This window comes from Oligella ureolytica DSM 18253 (assembly GCF_000373745.1).
In the GTDB taxonomy this organism is placed as follows: Bacteria; Pseudomonadota; Gammaproteobacteria; order Burkholderiales; family Burkholderiaceae_B; genus Oligella; species Oligella ureolytica.
Genome location: NZ_KB892296.1, coordinates 1 through 19,388 on the forward strand (window position 1 = coordinate 1; position 19,388 = coordinate 19,388).

Below are 19,388 nucleotides of genomic sequence, written 5' to 3' on the forward strand. Positions count from 1 at the left end.
AGTTTCGGCACGCTGCACCGTAAATTCAAACATAAGCGGGCAAGCTATTTTGGTCTCGTCAAGGTGCATGCGCAGTCGCTTTTGAAAGCGATTTGCATCAATTGTTTAAAAGCTGCCAATAAGCTTAGGATAGTTGCGCCTAATTTTGCCTAAAAGGCAGAATTAGGCAGATAAATGCCAAAAAAACAGGCATTTATCGATAAAAGCGGGGTGAAATTTGTCGAAAATTTCCAAAAAAATCAAAAAATTTCCAAGTAGAACAAAAAAGCGCTATTTAACCGTTTTTATGCAAAAGTCTCAAGGTGAGTGTTTGTTTTCTTTTTTCTAAGTGTTCCTTGAGTTGGATAAGTTGCTGAGCAATTTTCTCAAGGGATGTTTTAGCTTGTTCAGTTAAAAAGTTACCGTAACTTTCTAATTGGGTCTGTAGATTTTCTTCAATGGCTAAGTAAAATGCCTCATAATTTTCTGAATTTAATGTGATATCTGTGCCTAGCTGATTAGCTTTATTTAGCAGCGTATCTAGATTCACCTCATAAACAGCAAATTTTTCATTGAGTTCTGTTTTTAAATTGGCCTTAACCGTTTCCCTGAAATCCCTATTGAAATGCATCGTCGGATCCTCACTAACTGAAGTAATGTATTTATCCATCAGCGTGGGGAGTTTGGAGAGGGTGTTTTGCCAAATAGCCGTTTTAATTGCTTCAACTGATGTAGCTAATTGCTCAGTTTCTGTTTGATATAGGGCCTTTAATTGATTGATTTCCTCAACAAGGCTATCAATATCTCTAAGCACCACTTCTTCCAGGTAGTGCATAAACACTTCTAATGGTTTACGCTCCTTATAGCTAACCACAGGTTCTGATAAGTTTAATAGTGCTTGGTAGAGATTATATAAACCGGCATCTGATAAAGCCTCATCGGTGAGCCCATGTTGTCGTGCATAGTAAACCGAAATAGAAATAGGCGGCTGCACGAGATCAGCATCCATATCGAGCGATATTAATTTGTCTTGAGCGCGTTGTAGTACATCCTGTTCTTGTAGGGTGCGGTTCTCAGCACTCTTATTGCAAAGTACTTTTTTAATATCATTATCAACAAATACCTCATCAATAAAGTCGCTGCGGGTGATTACCGGTAGTAAGGGCTTGCGGCGACGTATCTCTTGTGCGAGGTCTTCAAGTTCTTGTACTTGTCCTGGGGATGTTGAGCTGCTTAGCCATAAAATACCATCTGCACTTTCTAAAAATTGCTGAGTCAGAGCGGCATTTTCAGAAGTGATCGAGTGTAAGCCCGGGGTGTCGATAAGGACTAAGCGATTGTTTAAAATCACGCCTTGAATGTGTGCTGTCGTCTCAGTGCTTCCCTCTTGGAAAGGCAAGTTGTGATATTCAATTTGACCATTTTCCAGGGTAAATGGTTGTACCTGCTTATCGTGAAATTTAAAGCGATCAGCAATGAAGTTACAAAATGAACTTTTACCGGCATTAAACTTACCAAATACTAGGAACATAAGCTTGTCGGCAAAGCTCTCTGCTAAGTCCAATGCAGGGCTTAGCTCTTGTTTAGACTGCTCCCATGCGGGTAGATATTGCTTTTTTTTAGCGCAAAGCTGATTAATGACTTGAGAAAGAGGGTGCTGCTTTTTTAAACCCGCGGTATTAAATGCGTGAGTTTGTAAAAAAGTCTCTAATTCAGTTTGCCAAGACTCAAGTGCTTGCTGTTGTGCGCTTAAATCTTGCGCACCAAAGATAAAACTCTCTAAGCCTTTGATAAAGCTTTCTTCGTGTTGATAACTCATTGACTTATTCCTGCCATGTTGCCAGCACCTGTTGTGCTGTTTTGATGGTATTGATTTGTGCTGATTCTTCTTCAATTTCTGCTAATGCTTGCAAGCGATTTTTTGATTGATCAAAATGCACTTTAAAATCGTGTAATAATGCGTCACGGCCGGCTGCTTCGCCAAACATACGGCGCAGTTGAGGACGGAATTTTACAGAGATACCCATCACAGCGACCATCACCGTATTTAAGCTTGATGCGCCAACTTCTTCATTCTTATTAAGGTATAGCATGCCATATTTAGTTAATACACTTCGAATGAGTAGGCAGGCACGAGAGTAGGCGATTTGCAGACGCGAGCGGTCTTGCTTAGCGGCGGTTTTTTTGAATAAATCGGTACTGCTGCCGGGGTTTAGGGAGTGATCTACCTCCGGCTCTTTCATGATCTCTTTTAAGTCCTCAGCACCTTGTTCAAGTGCGGCTGTTAGATCGCTGACAAAGCGTTGTTCGACGGTATTGGCAGCTAGGGTTAATTCTTTGTGTTTTTCTGTGTGATAGTTGTGCTTGGCTAGCAGTTCATCAGTCAGTTGAGTGAAATAGCCCTGCTCTTCAAATGCTCTATGCTCAGTGACTTTCTCAAGCGCCTTTTGTAAATGTTCTTTTAGTGCAGGGATACCACTTTTTTCGATGAAAATAGGGATATTTTCCTCAACACCTTTACGGTGACGAACAGAAGAAACAGGGAAGATAGGGGTGTCCTCTAATTGCGCGCTAAGATGATGATTAATTCGTTCCATGGTCTCATCATCAGCAACTTGGTCAATTTGAGTCAGTACAAAAATAGATTGACGTTTGGTTTGTTGTTCATCTTGGTTAAGCGATTTTAATAGCTCGGTTTCTGATGCATCCAGCTCACCCTCTTTGGCAGCGTGAACTAAAAAGCGAATATCTGATTTGATCCACAGCGCTTCTTCTGCAAAACTGTCGTCAACCTCATGGACATCAGCATCTAAACCCGGCGCATCAATCCATGCCACTCCTTGATGTTCGGCTAGGTGTAGTGCCTTGGTCTCGCGCTTATCGGCAACGGCAAATAAGTCATCGCCAATCAGCTCATTCAATAAACGACTTTTGCCATGATTATATTTACCCATGACGGTGACGACGGGTAGGGCGTCTTTATCAGCTAATTTTTCTAAGCGTTTGAGAGTAATCTCGTGCTGTGGCAAAACGTTTAATATAGCTTCTTTATTTTTTAATAATTCAGTCTGATTCATGACTGCTTCTCCACCTTTTTATAACTTGAAATCCAGTAGGCAAGCATACCAAGTACAATGCCCCAAAAAGCTGAACCCATGCCACCAATGCTCATGTTGGACGCAGTGACCATAAAGCAGATAACAGCGGGCTCTATATAGGTTGATTCTGAACAGAGTAATCTAATATTGGCAACGATGGCGCCAATTAAAGCTAGGCCGGCTAGGGCAGCAATCACCGCCGAAGGGATTGCACTAAACAGTAAAACAATGGTGCCGGCAAAGGTACCGCCTATGAGATAAAACACGCCATTAGCAATGCCCGATACATATCTTTTTTTAGGATCGGGATGGCTTTCTTTACCGGTACATAGGGCAGCAGTAATCGCTGCTAAAACAATTGAAATACCACCAAAAAACGCCATCACAATAGAGATTAAACTCGTACCGCCAACAACCGCTCTTGATGAGCGTTCATAGCCATCCATACGTAAAATAACGAGTCCCGGCAGAAACTGCCCGGTTAAACTCACTACAACGAGAGGGATAGTAAAGCTGAAAAAGGCGGGTAAATTAAATTCGGGCCAAGTAAAGATAGGCGTGGCCAAGGCGATTCTGACATTAGAAAAATCGGCTAGATCTAAGAAAAAGACACTGGCAAAACCTGCGAGTGCGACAATAATAACTGTAAATTTTGGTATAAAGCGGCGACCGAGCAAATAGATTGCAACCATCGCCATAATGACGCCAGGCATTTCACTGGAAGAAATAAAGGCCTGCATGCCGAACTGGAATAAAATTCCTGCAATCATTGCTGCTGCAATTCCCTGAGGCACAAGTTTGACAATACGCTCAAAGGAACCTGTAAAAGCAACAATGACGCTGATAACTGCTGCGGTTAAATACGCCCCCACCACTTCGGGCATCGTGATATTGGGAAATAAGTTGAGTAATAATGCCGTGCCGGGTGCAGACCAAGCAGTAATAATCGGTGCCTTTAATAGCACACTGAGCACAATGCCACTGATGCCTGCACCAATGGAAATAGCCCAAATCCATGAGCTCAACATCTCATTTGACATATTGCCTGCATGAGCGGCCTGAATAAAGATAACAAGGGGACCACTGTAGGAAATTAATACAGCTAAAAAACCTGTCATCCAGGCTGAAATAGACCAATCACGCATTGTTTTTACCAATTATGATGAATTAAATGAGAGTGAGCTCAGCTTAAACACGTAAAGGGTTTAAGAATTAGATAGCAGATGGGTGCTTAGCTAAAGGCGTTACCTTGATTTCCATGTATGGGAAAAGAGGCAGATTGCTAAGCATATCGTGTAACTCATCATTGCTCTCAGCTTCAAAAATGCTGTAGTTAGCATATTCACCAACGACACGCCATAGATGAGGCCATTTACCTGAGCGCTGAAGATCCTGAGAGTAGGCCTTTTCTTTTGCGATAATTTCTTGAGCAACGTCTTTAGGCAGATCTTTAGGAATATTAACGATCATATGAACTAGAAATAACATGATGTGTCCTTTAATAAATTAGGTTTATAAATAAATAATTTACTGAGCGTCGATAAAATCAACGATCGTTTTAGTGAATGCGTCGGCATCTTCAACGTTAGAAATATGCGATGCTTCTAACACAGCGACTGATGAGCCTTTGATTAGACCGTTCATGTCGTGTGCATCTTTAACAGTACAAACAGGATCGTATTTACCGGCAACTAAAAGAGTCGGTACGATAATACAATTTAGTTCTTTGCGTAAGTCAGAAGCGCCAAGTGCGTCACAACATGCGGCATAACCTTCTGCATCCAAGTTAGCAAACTGATCTTGCATGCCTTTGACGATGTCAGGGTGTTGCTGGATAAAGTCCTCAGTAAACCAACGTGTTGGAGCAGAGGCTGCCAGTTCGTTAATGGCTTCTTGACCTTTGCTACGTAAGGCATCTGCGCGTTCCTTCCAAGCCTCAGCGGTGCCGATTTTAGCAGCGCTATTACATACCACAATCGCGTCAAAGCGCTCAGGTGAGTCGATACCCAGTTGAAGTCCGGTATGACCACCCATTGAAACGCCGCAGAAAGAAGCAGTGTCAATGTTTAGCGCATCTAAAATAGCGACCACATCGGCAGCTAATTGCTTAAAACTGTATGGACCCTTGGTGATCGGGCTACCACCGTGACCACGCGTGTCATAACGAATAAGACGATATTTCTTGGATAATGCGTCGACCTGGGGATCCCACATTTCTAAGGTGGTACCGAGGGAATTACTTAAAATTAATGCCGGCGCATCTTCTGCACCATCAACAGCCACTCTAAATGAGCCTGCCGTCGTTTCTAATTGGTAAATATTAGACGTCATTGTTCTTACTCCTTACTTCTTACACTCGCTCAATGATTAAGGCAATACCTTGGCCCACACCAATACACATAGTACAAAGGGCATAGCGACCGTTTGTTTTGTGCAGCTGATTAATGGCAGTTGCCACTAAGCGTGCGCCACTGGCACCTAATGGATGCCCCAATGCAATGGCACCACCATTTGGGTTGACACGAGGATCGTCGTCTTTGAGGCCTAATTCACGCATACACGCAAGTCCTTGGGCAGCAAAGGCTTCGTTTAGCTCAATGACATCCATTTGATCAAGTGTTAAGCCGGCAATGTCGAGTACTTTACGAGTGGCTGGTACGGGTCCGAGACCCATGATACGTGGCGCAACACCGGCAGTCGCCATGGCGACCACACGCGCTTTAGGTGTGAGGCCAAAACGCTCAACCATCTGCTGATTTGCTAATAAGGCAACCGCAGCACCATCATTGACACCGCTGGCATTACCTGCAGTAATCGTACCGTCAGAACGAACAATGGCTTTAAGCTTAGCTAACGCCTCCATTGACGTCGCACGAGGGTGTTCATCCGTATCAAAAATAATTGGATCGCCACGGCGCTGAGGAACACTGATAGAGACAATCTCATCTTTGAAAAAACCGGCGTTATGAGCGGCAGCGTATTTTTCCTGACTTGCTAACGCGAAGATGTCCTGATCTTCTCGGGAAATATTAAAATCATCAGCGACGTTTTCGGCAGTGGCAGGCATGGCATCAACACCGTACATTTCTCGCATGACCGGGTTAATGAAGCGCCAACCGATCGTGGTGTCTTCGATGCTGTTGCTGCGGGAAAAAGCGGTCGTTGCTTTGGGTACCACAAAAGGCGAGCGGCTCATGCTCTCAACGCCGCCCGCAAGCATGAGTTGAGTGTCACCGGATCTAATTGCGCGCGCTGCCGTACCAATGGCATCTAAACCGGAACCGCAGAGACGGTTAATCGTACTGCCGGGTACATCAATTGGCAAGCCGGCTAATAGAGTAGCCATGCGAGCGACGTTACGATTGTCTTCACCCGCTTGGTTGGCACAACCTAGGATGGTGTCATCGATGAGTGACGCATCGAGTGATGGGTTGCGCTCAACGAGCGCTTTGATGACACTGGCGGCTAAATCATCCGGGCGTACGCTAGATAGACTACCGCCGTAACGTCCAAATGGACTACGAATCGCATCACAAATAAAAACAGATTGACTCATTATTTTTCCTACAATAAATTACGTTAAGAGGGTTAGTTACTAGCCTGTTTTAAAGGCATACCTACTAAGCGCTCTAATTCTTCATGACTTAGGCCTTCGACTCTATCGATGACCTCTAAACCGTCAGGTGTGCAAGCAAAGGTAGCCAAATCGGTATAAACGCGCTTGACGCACTCGATACCTGTGAGCGGGTAGGTGGCTTCCTGGACTAATTTACTTGTACCGTCGCGCGTTAATAAATTCATCATCACCCAAGTGGATTTGGCACCGATAGCGAGATCCATTGCACCGCCGACGGCAGGAATGGCACCCGGTTCACCGGTACTCCAGTTAGCTAAATCACCTTTAGCAGACACTTGGAAGGCACCTAGGACACAGATATCTAAATGACCGCCACGCATGATGGCAAAACTATCCGCATGGTGGAAATAAGAGCCGCCATCCAGTAGTGTTACCGGCTGTTTACCGGCATTGATGAGGTCATAATCTTCCTGACCCTCTTCGGGGGCGGGGCCCATGCCTAAAATACCATTTTCACTATGGAGGACAATTTCAATGTCATCCGGTAAGTAGTTGGCAACTTTAGTTGGCATACCAATGCCTAGGTTAACGTATGCGCCATCATGAATATCTTTGGCTACACGAGCAGCCATTTCATCGCGGCTGAGGGGTTTGTATGTCGTTGTCATAGTCAGCTCCTTATCAAGTTATTTAAAACCACCGGCTTTGGTTGCTACTCTGGGAACTTTGACAATTTTTTTAACGTGAATGCCCGGTGTGATGATGCACTCCGGATCTAATTCACCGAGTTCCTTAAGCTCATAGACGGTGGCAATGGTTTGCTTAGCAGCAGTCGCCATTACCGGGCCGAAGTTACGAGCGGCTTTACGATAGGTTAAATTACCCCAACGGTCACCCGCTTCCGCTTTAATTAAAGCGACATCGCCATGGATTGGCTCTTCATAAACATACCAACGGCCATTAATTAAGCGAGTTTCTTTACCTTCAGCTAATTCGGTGCCATAACCGGTTGGACAAAAGAATCCGCCGATACCGGCGCCGGCAGCACGTAGACGTTCGGCAAGATTACCTTGAGGGACAATTTCCAACTCAATTTTCCCACTACGATAAAGCTCATCAAAAACATAAGAATCAGCTTGACGCGGGAAGCTACAAATGATTTTACGTACACGACCCGCTTTCAAAAGGGCAGCCAAACCCTGGTCGCCGTTACCGGCGTTGTTGTTGACCACGGTTAAGTCTTTGGCACCTTGTTCAATCAAACCGTCAATAAGAGCATCTGGGATACCCGACGTACCGAAACCGCCAATTAACACGGTAGAACCGTCTTTAACATCTTTTAAGGCTTCAGCTACGCTGTCAACGATTTTATTAATCACTGTTAAACTCCTAAGAAGCCACGGCAGCGGCTACGCTCTTTGCAGAACGAGCTTGACGCTGTGAGGCAAAAATAAATAATAGAATGGCTAGAGTGGCAACAACACCTGGGATAGCAAAAGCGAAGAAGTTCATCTTTAGCGGTAAGGCCATTGCCATCAGTGTGCCACCTAAGAATGGACCGGCAATTGCACCGAAACGACCAATACCAGAAGCCCAACCCAACCCGGTAGAACGCATAGATAATGGGTAGAACTGAGCGGTATTTGCATACAGTAAAATCTGTGTACCGATAGTGGTTGCACCGGCAATGATAATTAAGCTGTACAGGACAATCATCGGGCTATTAAAGCCTAATAAACTGATAGATACTGCAGAGGCAACGAAGAACCAAGCCATCACGCGTGGTAAACCAAAACGGTCACCTAACCAACCACCTAGGATTGCACCAAACATACCACCGAAGTTAAGTGCTAATAAGAAAGATAAGCTGGAACCCAAGCTATAACCGGCGTTAGCCATTAGTTTTGGCAACCACGAACCTAAAGCGTAAACCATCAGTAAGCAGCAGAAGAAGGCTAACCAAATCATTAAGGTTCCAAGACCGCGACCTTCTTTGACCAGATCAAATACCGGTACTGAGTTTGCTTTGGTGATATTTTGGGTTAATTCGGTTTGTGCGTTGATTGGTGTATCCGGGCTTAGCTTAGCCAGCATCTGACGTGCTTGGTCGTTCTTGTTTTCGCGCACTAGGAAGCCGATAGATTCGGGTAATTTCCATATTAAAACCGGTACCAGCAATAACGGAATAATTGCCGCAAAGAACATAAACTCCCAACCAAAACGAGGTAGGACATAAATACCGACGCCTGCAGCTAATACACCGCCAAGAGAATAGCCGCTAAACATTAAGGCGACTAAGGTACCACGAGAGCGGCGGGGGGCGTATTCATTCATCAGAGCGACGGCATTAGGCATCAGACCACCACAACCTAAGCCAGCGATGAAGCGAAGAATACCGAATTGGGTCGTGCTCTGAGCAAAACCGGTTAAGAAAGTTGCTAGACTAAATAGGATAAAACAAATAAGAACCCCATTTTTGCGACCAATACGGTCAGCTAGCGGACCAAAAACAAAGGCACCGAACATCATGCCGAATAGTGCATAACTACCTAATGCACCTGCTTGAACGGGCGTTAAGCTCCATTCGTCCATTAGGACAGGCAGAACGACACCATAAATAAATAAATCATAACCATCAAAAATTAGCAGTAATGCACATAACATCATTACGGCAAAATGAAAGCGGTTAAATTTGGCGCGATCAACAACATCGTTAATATCTACTTTTTCCATGTTTAGCTCCTCGCTAAGGTGAATATTACCTGTGGTGACTATCGGCTTTTATTTATTAGCCTTGGTCTCCTCCACCAACAGGTAGAACGGTTCCAGTTATGTAAGAGGCTTCATCAGAAGCCAAGAATAAGATAGCATTGGCTTGCTCATCCAAGGTGCCGTAGCGCTTCATTAAGGTGCTATCGACTGTTTGATCTACAATTTGTTGATACCAAACTTGCTCTTCGGCATCGGGTGTTTCTGTATTGCGCGGGATTTTGCGTTGAGGTGCTTCAGTGCCACCGGGAGCGACTGCATTAACACGAATGCCGCGCTCTGCCGTTTCAAATGCTAAGCAGGCTGTCAGAGCATTTACTCCACCTTTAGCAGCGCCATAAGGTACGCGGTTAACGCTACGTGTAGCGATCGATGACACGTTAACAATCGCGCCTTTGCCTTGCTCCAACATGCTTGGCAATACTGCGCGACAGCACCATAGGGTAGGGAATAAGGAGCGTTGAACTTCTTTTTCAATTTGCTCAGGCTCGTAACGCTCAAAGGGTCGGGTCCAAATGGTACCGCCCACATTATTGATGAGTACATCAATACGACCAAAATGCTCTAACGCTGCATTTGCTGCTGTTTGGGCACCGTCAAATTGCTCTAAGTCAGCAGTCAGGGTAATCACTTGATCTTGCTTTAACTCATGAACTAATTCAGAGCGATCAACCAGAACAAGTTTGGCACCTTCGTCCAGTAGTAGTTCGGCAACGCGACGACCAATTCCTTGAGCTGCTCCAGTCACCAGTACGACTTTATTTTCAAAACGTAGTCGAGACATTGTTATCCTCTTTGTGGCTGAATTACCCTTGTAGTCCGGAGAGACTGCAAGGGTAATGCATAGCTAATAATTAATAAGAACTCTTAAAGTTAAACGCTATGAATGAAGCGCTCGTAGTAGAAGTTTGCAGGCGTCATATTGTTGTCTTTCATATAATCGTTGACTGCATCTACCATTGGAGGAGGGCCACATAGGTATACATCGACCTCGCCATCATTAAGCATGCTGGGCTCTAAGTGATGAGTCACATAGCCCTTACGTGGGTGCTCCGAGTCCTGATCAGCCACAATGGTCATAAAGCTAAAGTTAGGTAGGCGCTCAGCGTATGCTTCTAATGCGTCTACCAGTACCAAGTCCTGATCACGAGTGACAGCATAAAGCATCGTGATAGATTGTGTAGAACCTTGCTTAGCCAACACTTCCAGCATGGATAGGAAAGGCGCTAAACCTGTACCACCCGCTAAAAATAGTAATGAACGAGTGACCGGACGCAGATAGAATGTACCCAGTGGACCGGTTACGTCGACTTCAATACCCGGCTCAGCGCCGTTAGCTAACCAATTACTCATTAGGCCGTTAGGAACGTGCTTAATTAAAAAGCCCATGCTCTCGCCCGGTGCTGAGCTAAAGGAATAGGAGCGATGATCTTCGCTACCTGGAACCACGATATTTACGTACTGACCGGGTAAGAAGGATGGGGTAGAACCATTCGCATCAATGAACAATTCGAAGGCGGCATCATCATAACGACGCAATTCTTTTACCGTGGCTTTGAAAGCATTGGTGCCGGTTTTGCACATCGTCGAGGCAACAGGCACAGAGATAACACAGTCAGATTTGGGTACCATCTGGCAAGTTAGCACTAGGCCTTGTTCCGCCTCGTCTTCGGTGAGTGCTTCATCGATGTATTCATCGATGAGCTTATAATCACCACTTTCAGCTTGGCATTTGCAAGTGCCGCAAACGCCGTCTGAGCAGTCCATCGGAAGATTGATTCGTTGGCGGTAGGCAGCATCTAGTACTTTTTCGTCCTCACCGCAGTCAATAAATCGAGTGACACCATCTTCAAAATTTAAAGCGATACTGTAGCTCATTTTTTACTCTCGAATTAAATGTGATATATATCAATCACTTGTCGTATGTAATCATTTTTCAATACAATTTTTTTATTGCTAATTTTCAACTCATCACCATCCTTTTTGATAGTGACGTAAATCGTACCGAAGAAATGATCGGTTTTTAGGTAGCGAAAGCTTAGCGTGTGGAAGTTGTAACGTACATCAACTTCGTTCTCACGGCTTTCTAAAATTTCAATATTGGTAACCATGTGGTTAGTACGAGTCTCAGGGAGAGTCGCACTGGAACGCTCAGTTTGGATACGGAAAACACGATCCTCAAGACCCTTACGATCGGAATAGTAAATTAAAGAAACTTCTGTTTGAGGATCTTTAGTCAGTTCATCGTCATCTGTCCAACAAGGCATCCAGTACTCAACGTTATCGTCGTAGCAGGTGAGCCAAGTTTCCCACTCTCTGTCGTCTAATAAGCGTGCTTCACGGTATAAAAAGCTTTGAATTGAAGTGTAATCCATGGTGTATTCTCCTTAAGCTGCGTTATTTTCTGACTTGGCTTGCGCTAATTGCTCTTTTTCTTTGGTTAGCGCCTTTTGCATAGAACTTAACCAGAAGTCATGCTGACAAACAAATAAACCCTCATCCTCACTACGTTCGCCGCTTAGTAATGGGTTGATACCGAGTTTTTTGGCATTTTCATCAGGACCGTCGATCCATAGTGGAGCACCACGGCTTAAGTCATTCCAAGGAGCAGTGCTGGCAGCAGCGTAGCCTTCTTGACATGCACGGAACTCTTCTAAGTCATCTGCAGTGCCCATACCGGATACGTTGAAGAAGTCTTCATACTGGCGCAAACGGAGTGCGCGATGTTCAGCGCTTTCACCTTTAGGAGCCCAGCAGTAGATAGTAACTTCTGTTTTATCAACGCTGATAGGGCGTGTTACACGAATTTGTGTTGAGAACTGGTCCATTAAGTAAACGTTTGGGTAGAGACCTAAGTTACGCGTTTGACTAATGATCAGATCGGCTTTGGTTTCACCTAAACGCTCAACCAATTCGTCTCGGGTATCGAAAATAGGACGAACTTCAGGGTTTACTGTGTTAGTCCATAGTAGGATGTGACCATTTTCAAAACCATACACACCGTTAACACTCTTACTCCAACCTGAAGCATCAACTGCTTTTGTGCCTTCTTCATGGCGGCGGCCCATTGTAGCGAGATAGTTCCAGTGAACACTACTCACGTGATAACCATCAGCACCGTTTTCCATTTGCAGTTTCCAGTTACCATCGTAGATGTAGCTGGAGTTACCGGTTAATACCTCAATACCTTCAGGTGATTGCTCAACGATTTGGTCAATAATGACTTTGGTTTCACCGAGGTATTCTTCTAGAGGTAGAACATCCGGGTTTAAGCTACCGAATAAGAAACCTTTGTAGCTCTCGAAACGAGCAACCTTTTTGAGGTCGTGAGAGCCATCTGTATTGAACTGTACAGGGTATTCAGTGGTCTTGTCATCTTTAACTTTTAATAACTTACCTTTGTTGCTAAAGGTCCAGCCGTGGAATGGACAGGTAAAACTACCGCGATTACCGCGTTTGCGACGACATAAGGTGGCACCACGGTGAGCACAAGCATTAATCAAGGCGGTTAATTCGTTGTCTCTACCGCGTGTAATGACAATAGGCTGACGGCCAATATGGGTAGTGAAGTAATCATTTATTCCGGCAACTTGGCTCTCATGAGCAAGATATACCCAGTTACCTTCAAAAATATGCTTCATTTCTAATTCGAAGATATTTTCATCGGTAAATATATCACGGCGACAGCGGTAAATACCGGCTTCTTTATCGATTTCCATTGCAGAGTTTAATACCTGCTCCACGTCATAAATCTTTTCCATAACTCTTCCTTTTTGGGACTAAGTTAGAGCAAGCCTGAGCCAGGTAGGCTCAAGCTCGCACTAAATAAAAATGTATTTTTTATTTAAGTTGTTTGATGAGGCGATTAACAGCCTGTTTATTAACCAACTAAACGTGGGCGCTCAACGGCTTGGTTATCTTTACCATCCACGAGTGCAGTTAAATGAAAATCAAATTCAATTTCTGCGAACGGTGCTTCCATGTTTTCTTCTTTCATGCGAGCTTCATCAGTCACCTCAGTAACAGGAGGTACTAAATCATCATGAACAGCGAAAGCGAAGTCGTCATTAACGTACGGGTCACCATCAATATTGATTTGAGTGGTTAATTTGCGATGACCGTCTGCGCTGATAAAGAAGTGCAAGTGTGCAGGACGGTTACCGTGGCGGCCTAGTTGGTTCAGTAACTGCTGAGTAGGGCCATCTGGAGGACAGCCATAACCAGCAGGAAGAATACTGCGGAATTTATAGCGACCTTGATCATCAGTGATGATGGTACGACGCATATTGAAAGGTTGTTGCTCACCGGTTGGATCAAAGTGGGAGTAGAAACCTTTTGTATTGGCATGCCATACTTCAACTTGGGCATTTGGTAAAGGATTACCATCAGCACCGTAAACGACGCCATGCATTAATAATAAGTGACCGTTTTTGTCGCTGCCATCATCTAAACGAGCATAGCCTTTCTCTACAGGTGCGCCGGCTACGTATAGAGGACCCTCAATCATACGCTCAGTACGACCTTCTACACCTAATGCCTCATCGATAGCGTTCATGCGCAGATCTAAGTAGCGGTCAATACCTAAGCCCGGTGATAAAAGAGCAGCTTCTTGGCTTTGACCAAGTTGGTTGAGGTAAGCGATACCGGCCCAATATTCGTCCGGAGTGATATTTAAATCTTCGATTGTTTTGAATAAGTCGCTAAGAATACGATGAACGATTTCTTTAACGCGTGGGTTACCTTCTTCTTGGTTGTAGCCACAGGATTCTTTCAAAAAATCTTGAATTTCTGCTGTATCAAATAATTTTGGATTCATGACGTCTCCTAATACATTTACATAAATGAAAATTAGGCATAAATACTTATAGTTAGAATAGATTTATGCACTGGTTGCTAAACTTACACTTTTTTTGCGTTGAGCGCGATTAAAGAATTGAATACGCTCTTCGTCTAAAGTGATCCCTAAACCCGGCCCTTGAGGGATTTGCAGTTCAAAATTTTCGTAACGCAAAGGCGTTTCTAGAATTTCTTCTGTAATTAATAAGGGACCAAACAACTCGGTGCCCCACTCAAGTGCCTGGAATGTTGAAAAGGCGTGCGCAGATGCGATTGTGCCGATGGCACCTTCAAGCATTGTTCCGCCATATAGTTCGATATTTGCAGCTTCAGCAATTGCTGCTACTTTTTGTGCTGCGCGCATGCCACCGGACTGCTCGATTTTGATGGCAAATACGTCGGCCGCTTTGTTTTTAGCTAAATCAAAAGCTGATTGAGGACCTACTAGGGATTCATCAGCCATGATGGCAATGGATGATTGCTGAGTCAAACGTCGTAATGCTTGTGGGCAAGCGACAGGTTGCTCAACTAACTCACAACCAACATCTGCCAAACCGGCAACACCGTTGATCGCTTCTAATTCTGACCAAGCCATATTCACGTCAACACGTACCTGTCCACGATCGCCTAAGGCTTTTTTGATGGCGGCTACGTGAGCAACATCTTCCGCGACAGAGCGTGTACCGATTTTTAGTTTGAAAATTTGATGGCGGCGTGTGGCTAACATTTGCTCAGCTTCATCAATGTCCTTAGCCGTATCGCCAGAAGCTAAAGTCCAAGCCACCGGTAGGCTGCTGCGTAAGCTGCCACCCAATAAGTCGGCAACAGATAGCTTTAAACGCTTGCCTAGCGCATCGTAAAGAGCTGTCTCTACCGCGCTCTTAGCGAAACGGTTGTCGCGAATAGCTTGATTTAAACGCTGCATTAAAACAAGTACTTGATCGGCGTTTTGGCCAACTAACAAAGGCGTAAAATACGTATCAATATTAAGCTTCATACTTTCTGGAGATTCAGCACCATAAGCTAAACCGCCAATCGTGGTACCTTCACCAATACCTACAGAACCGTCTGAGCAGGTAATGCGAACGATCATTAATGTTTGACCTTTCATCGTGGTCATAGAAAGTTGGTGTGGACGGATGGTGGGTAAATCTACCAGTAGCGTCTCAATGCTATCGATTGTTACCATAGTATTAAAACCTTTGTAATGAATTGTTTTCTTGATGGTTTTTATTAAAGCGTTTGGTCAAAAAAACGTCCAATTCTTTAATTACCTAAGCCTATACAAAAAAGGTATAATTAAAAATAATGGCTTATAAATCAATTAGTTGCAGTGATGAAAAAGCAAAATCTATGGATTACCCTATATAGATTTTAAGAATGTAAGATTTTATGTCTTTTTGGAGTAGTGTTTGCTTATTAGATAGGTAATGCAGTTTCAACCTAGTAATGGCTTGAGAGGTAGAGTAGACAGGCTTCTAGGTGGTTTGTTAGATAAAATTAAGTCATAAGATAACCGCTTGTTACGCCCATATTTATTGATGTATAGATTAAATTGACGAGAGAAATTTACCCCGCTGCCTTAATTGGTTAATGCTATACAAAAAAAGTATAAATTGTTAAAATAGTATTAAAATCAATGCTTTGTGTTTTGATTGAATTGACGTTTATGGACTGCCCGATATGGATCTAAAGCAAATTCGTTATTTCGTTGCGGTGGCAGAGGAGCGCAGTTTTACTGCGGCGGCTGAACGATTACACATTACTCAACCACCATTGAGTCGACAGATTCAGCTATTGGAAGAGTTTTTAAGTGTTCAATTACTTAAGCGTGATACTCGTCCCTTGGAGCTAACCGAGGCTGGGCGCTTGTTTTATGAGCAGAGTATTCAGTTATTGAATCGTATTGAGCAAATGCAAGTTGCCACCACACGACTGGGTCAAAGCTATCAAGAGCGGCTTTCTATTGGCTTTGTGGTCTCGACAATTTATAGTGGTTTACCCAGCTTAGTACAAGATTTCAGAGATGCCTTTCCAAATACACGCTTAGAGTTTTTGGAAATGACCTCTGCCGAGCAGTTTGAAGCGCTAAAATCAGGACGCATTGATATTGGCTTTGGTCGCGTGCGCATGTACGACCCGGCAATATCGAGGGTGGTGTTGCGTGAGGAGCGATTAGCCTTAGCGGTGCCATATACGAGCCCTTTGGCTACGAGTCAGGAGCCATTGCCACTGAGTGTTTTAAATAATAAAGACATCATTGTCTATCCGTCTAATTCGACCCCCAGTTTTGCAGATTATGTGTTAAATGCCCTACATGATCGAAGGATTCATCTTTCTGAAATCCATGATGTTCAAAGTTTACAAACAGCGCTGGGGCTAGTTGCAGCCGGGGTGGGGTACTGTGTGATGCCGACGGGAGCGAGGATTCGTAGCGATATTCACTATCGTTTAATTGCTGAAGAAGAAAATGTCAGTATCCCGATTATTTTTAGTTATCGCAAAAAGGATACCTCTTGGTATATCGATGGCTTTTTTAAAATGATCGAAAAGCTATATAGAGATAATCCGGAATTATTAGATCCGGATTATGGCTTTAAACCTTAGGTGCTACTTCTTATTACTGTCAATTTTATAGCCACTGGCTGATGTCAGTCAGTCGGCATTTTTCTGTTGCCTGTCTCTTACTTAATTCATAAAGTTTTCCTAAGCTCCTTGATCTTGAACTAATAAGTAGTGATAATACGAACATTAATGATAATTGTTATCATTCAATTACATTTTTAGATGATCAATTGAGGCAGTTAATGAAATTAAACATTTCCATGCTAATTGTGTTAAGCACATTTAGCATCCCTTCCTATTCCCAATCACTAACACCACCTCCTTCTGAACAAGTCCCGGTAACAGAGCTTCCCGGCCTTTCTTTAACAACCATTGGTGTAGATGATGAGTTACCTTCGGTAACTACGCTGACACGTCAAACGCTGGAAAAAGCAGGTATTCAGTCATGGCATGATCTTGGTCGCATTGAGCCGGGTCTTAATTTTGAAGAGCAAAATAGCAGTATTAATATTCGTGGCTTAGACCGTCACCGCGTACAGTTGTTTGTAGATGGTATTCCTAATCCTTGGCTGCAGGATGGCGCGCGCGGTACGAGCGGCGGTCAGCAAAGCTTCTCTTTCGGCAGCTTATCTTCCATTGTCGTCTTAAAAGGTACGGGTATTAAGGGATCCGGATCCTTAGGTAGTCAGGTAGCGCTTAATTCTATCGGTTTTTCTGATCTGCTCAAAGACAATAAATCATTCGGATTCTTAGGTGGAGTAGGTTACTCCGGCTATGATGATAGCGTGACCACGCAGGTGGGCTTAGCAGCGCAGTTCTCAGAGCGATTTAGAGCCATGCTCTACGGTAGTTATAAAGACTTCAGTGAAGTGAAAAATATGGGCGGCGTAGGAGGTTATGGGACTGACCGGACTAAAGCCAATCCGGAGAGTGGTCATGAGAAAAATGCCTTAGTTCGCTTTGAGGTTGATATGAGTCCTGAGCATGTGCTCGGTTTAAACGCCTCAACCTTTAGAAGTCGCTCACAGATTGATCTGGTTGATGAGCAAAACAATGCCAACTATGATATTGGTAATAACACTGGGCATGAACGCTCATCTTCCGACCGTGTTTGGTTAACTTATGATTATCAAAAGCAGGGACGGCAGGCGCTCTTGGATAGGGTGAGTGCCTTGGTTTATTGGCAGGATAATGAAATAAGTTCGGGCTACGATGCCTATCGTAATTATCAAGTTGATGGGCGTGCCTTTATCATTCCCGGCAATCCCTTTGGTTATGGTAATCCATATGGCCCCATTGGCCGTGATAACAGTATCCGGAATCGCTCCCTTGGTGGCCGTTTAGAGGCTGAAGGCTATCTTGGTGATAATGATTTTTATAGTAATTGGTTGATTGGTATTGATTATCAAAGCGGTCGTTATGCACAAGCATCTGATGGCTATGATAATTGCCCGTCGGTACCGCTTGGGACACCTGCGCCATTTGGTCCTCGTACATGTGATTTTTTACATACCAACCAATCAGATGTGCCTAAAGTCGAATCACAAGATCTTGGCTTTTATCTACAAAACACCTTTGCTTGGTATGGTAATAAGTTTCGAGTGACACCCATGCTACGTTACGATTATTGGGAGCGTAAGCCTAAATACGCAGCTAATTTTGCAGATACGACAGGTGGTGTTTCCGGCAATGAATCTATTACACGTAGCGGGGGGCGTTGGTCACCTTCAATTCTGATTGAAATTAAACCACGCCAAGAGCTCACCCTTTATGCACAATATGCTCATGGTTTTAGAGCACCTAGCGCCACCGAGTTATATTTTAAATATGGCTCAATCATGAATTATATGCGCATGGGCAATGCCGATCTGAAGCCTGAAACCAGTCGCGGTATTGAGTTAGGGGCCGCTTGGGATGACGATAGCATTAACGCATCGCTTGTGTTTTTCCATCAAAACTATAAAAACTTTATTGAATCTAATTTACCCATACCTGCAGATTCCCCATACGCCATTGCTCAAGAAACGCTCGGACATTATCCCTTTGGTGTTTTTCATACAGACAATCTTGAAAAGGCGCGAATTTATGGTTTAGAAGCTAAAACTGAATGGCGTTTTGCTGATCATTGGACATTGCAAAGTGGTTTGGCTTGGACGGTTGGCAAAGACAGGGAAAATGACACACACCTGAATTCAGTGGCGCCACTTAAAGGCTATGTAGGATTGGGTTATGACCGTGAGCAATGGGGGGCTAATATCCATCTTAATTTAGTCGCTAAGCGCAACAAAGTGCGTTACAAAGAGCCGACAGCCGATGCCCCCTATCCCGATTTTAAAGCACCGGGCTATGGCACCGTGGATTTAGGTGCTTATTGGCAGCCTAAGTTTGCTAAGGGCTTACATGTACAAGTTAATTTAATTAATGCCTTTGATAAAAAGCATTGGCAGGCGCTAAATGTACCGACACAGGGCACGTCAGCTTTATCTCGTGATATTGACTATTACTCATCACGCGGGCGCTACGGTATGTTGTCTTTACGTTATGAGTTTTAAAAGTAGGAATAG

The 19,388-nt window shown here is 44.0% G+C and carries 17 protein-coding genes; 2 read left to right on the top strand and 15 right to left on the bottom strand.

Annotated elements, in window-relative coordinates; all coding sequences use genetic code 11:
* Window positions 1–274: 274 nt before the first annotated feature.
* From B092_RS0105680 to B092_RS0105750, 15 genes are all read right to left on the bottom strand, one after another.
* Entirely contained in the window at window positions 275–1,798 is a 1,524-nt protein-coding gene (locus B092_RS0105680; RefSeq protein ID WP_018574286.1) for a dynamin family protein, read from the bottom strand.
* A 4-nt stretch (window positions 1,799–1,802) separates the two neighbouring features.
* On the bottom strand, window positions 1,803–3,056 hold the full coding sequence (locus B092_RS0105685; RefSeq protein ID WP_018574287.1) for a GTPase: 1,254 nt from the start codon (window positions 3,054–3,056) through the stop codon (window positions 1,803–1,805).
* Entirely contained in the window at window positions 3,053–4,222 is a 1,170-nt protein-coding gene (locus B092_RS0105690) for a benzoate/H(+) symporter BenE family transporter (protein ID WP_018574288.1), read from the bottom strand. Before B092_RS0105690 ends, B092_RS0105685 begins: the two co-directional genes overlap by 4 nt.
* Window positions 4,223–4,289: 67 nt before the next feature.
* Window positions 4,290–4,565: a muconolactone Delta-isomerase gene (gene catC / locus B092_RS0105695; RefSeq protein ID WP_018574289.1), complete on the bottom strand. Its 276-nt coding sequence runs from the start codon at window positions 4,563–4,565 to the stop codon at window positions 4,290–4,292.
* A 39-nt stretch (window positions 4,566–4,604) separates the two neighbouring features.
* Window positions 4,605–5,408: a 3-oxoadipate enol-lactonase gene (gene pcaD, locus B092_RS0105700; protein ID WP_018574290.1), complete on the bottom strand. Its 804-nt coding sequence runs from the start codon at window positions 5,406–5,408 to the stop codon at window positions 4,605–4,607.
* 19 nt (window positions 5,409–5,427) lie between these two features.
* Entirely contained in the window at window positions 5,428–6,633 is a 1,206-nt protein-coding gene (pcaF, locus tag B092_RS0105705) for a 3-oxoadipyl-CoA thiolase (RefSeq protein ID WP_018574291.1), read from the bottom strand.
* 32 nt (window positions 6,634–6,665) lie between these two features.
* Window positions 6,666–7,322 (bottom strand): 3-oxoacid CoA-transferase subunit B, encoded by a 657-nt coding sequence (locus B092_RS0105710; RefSeq protein ID WP_018574292.1) that lies wholly within the window; start codon window positions 7,320–7,322, stop codon window positions 6,666–6,668.
* Window positions 7,323–7,340: 18 nt separating this feature from the next.
* Complete coding sequence (locus B092_RS0105715; protein WP_018574293.1) at window positions 7,341–8,033, bottom strand: 3-oxoacid CoA-transferase subunit A; 693 nt, start codon at window positions 8,031–8,033, stop codon at window positions 7,341–7,343.
* 10 nt (window positions 8,034–8,043) lie between these two features.
* A complete protein-coding gene (locus B092_RS0105720) occupies window positions 8,044–9,387 on the bottom strand; it encodes an MFS transporter (RefSeq protein WP_018574294.1) in 1,344 nt (447 codons plus the stop codon).
* 55 nt (window positions 9,388–9,442) lie between these two features.
* Window positions 9,443–10,207, bottom strand: coding sequence for a 1,6-dihydroxycyclohexa-2,4-diene-1-carboxylate dehydrogenase (locus B092_RS0105725; RefSeq protein WP_018574295.1), 765 nt, complete (start codon window positions 10,205–10,207; stop codon window positions 9,443–9,445).
* An 89-nt stretch (window positions 10,208–10,296) separates the two neighbouring features.
* Window positions 10,297–11,301 carry a benzoate 1,2-dioxygenase electron transfer component BenC gene (benC, locus tag B092_RS0105730; protein ID WP_018574296.1) on the bottom strand — a complete coding sequence of 335 codons (1,005 nt, stop codon included), beginning with the start codon at window positions 11,299–11,301 and terminating at the stop codon, window positions 10,297–10,299.
* Window positions 11,302–11,315: 14 nt separating this feature from the next.
* Window positions 11,316–11,798 carry a benzoate 1,2-dioxygenase small subunit gene (gene benB / locus B092_RS0105735; protein ID WP_018574297.1) on the bottom strand — a complete coding sequence of 161 codons (483 nt, stop codon included), beginning with the start codon at window positions 11,796–11,798 and terminating at the stop codon, window positions 11,316–11,318.
* Between the two features lie 12 nt (window positions 11,799–11,810).
* Window positions 11,811–13,184: a Rieske 2Fe-2S domain-containing protein gene (locus tag B092_RS0105740; RefSeq protein WP_018574298.1), complete on the bottom strand. Its 1,374-nt coding sequence runs from the start codon at window positions 13,182–13,184 to the stop codon at window positions 11,811–11,813.
* Between the two features lie 119 nt (window positions 13,185–13,303).
* Complete coding sequence (gene catA, locus B092_RS0105745; protein WP_018574299.1) at window positions 13,304–14,239, bottom strand: catechol 1,2-dioxygenase; 936 nt, start codon at window positions 14,237–14,239, stop codon at window positions 13,304–13,306.
* Between the two features lie 63 nt (window positions 14,240–14,302).
* Window positions 14,303–15,448 (bottom strand): muconate/chloromuconate family cycloisomerase, encoded by a 1,146-nt coding sequence (locus B092_RS0105750; RefSeq protein ID WP_018574300.1) that lies wholly within the window; start codon window positions 15,446–15,448, stop codon window positions 14,303–14,305.
* Between the two features lie 494 nt (window positions 15,449–15,942).
* On the opposite strand from B092_RS0105750, the gene B092_RS0105755 reads away from it, so the two are divergent.
* Together B092_RS0105755 and B092_RS0105760 are read left to right on the top strand one after the other, a co-directional pair.
* Window positions 15,943–16,866, top strand: coding sequence for a LysR family transcriptional regulator (locus tag B092_RS0105755; protein WP_018574301.1), 924 nt, complete (start codon window positions 15,943–15,945; stop codon window positions 16,864–16,866).
* A 200-nt stretch (window positions 16,867–17,066) separates the two neighbouring features.
* Entirely contained in the window at window positions 17,067–19,376 is a 2,310-nt protein-coding gene (locus tag B092_RS0105760; protein WP_018574302.1) for a TonB-dependent hemoglobin/transferrin/lactoferrin family receptor, read from the top strand.
* Window positions 19,377–19,388: the final 12 nt, after the last annotated feature.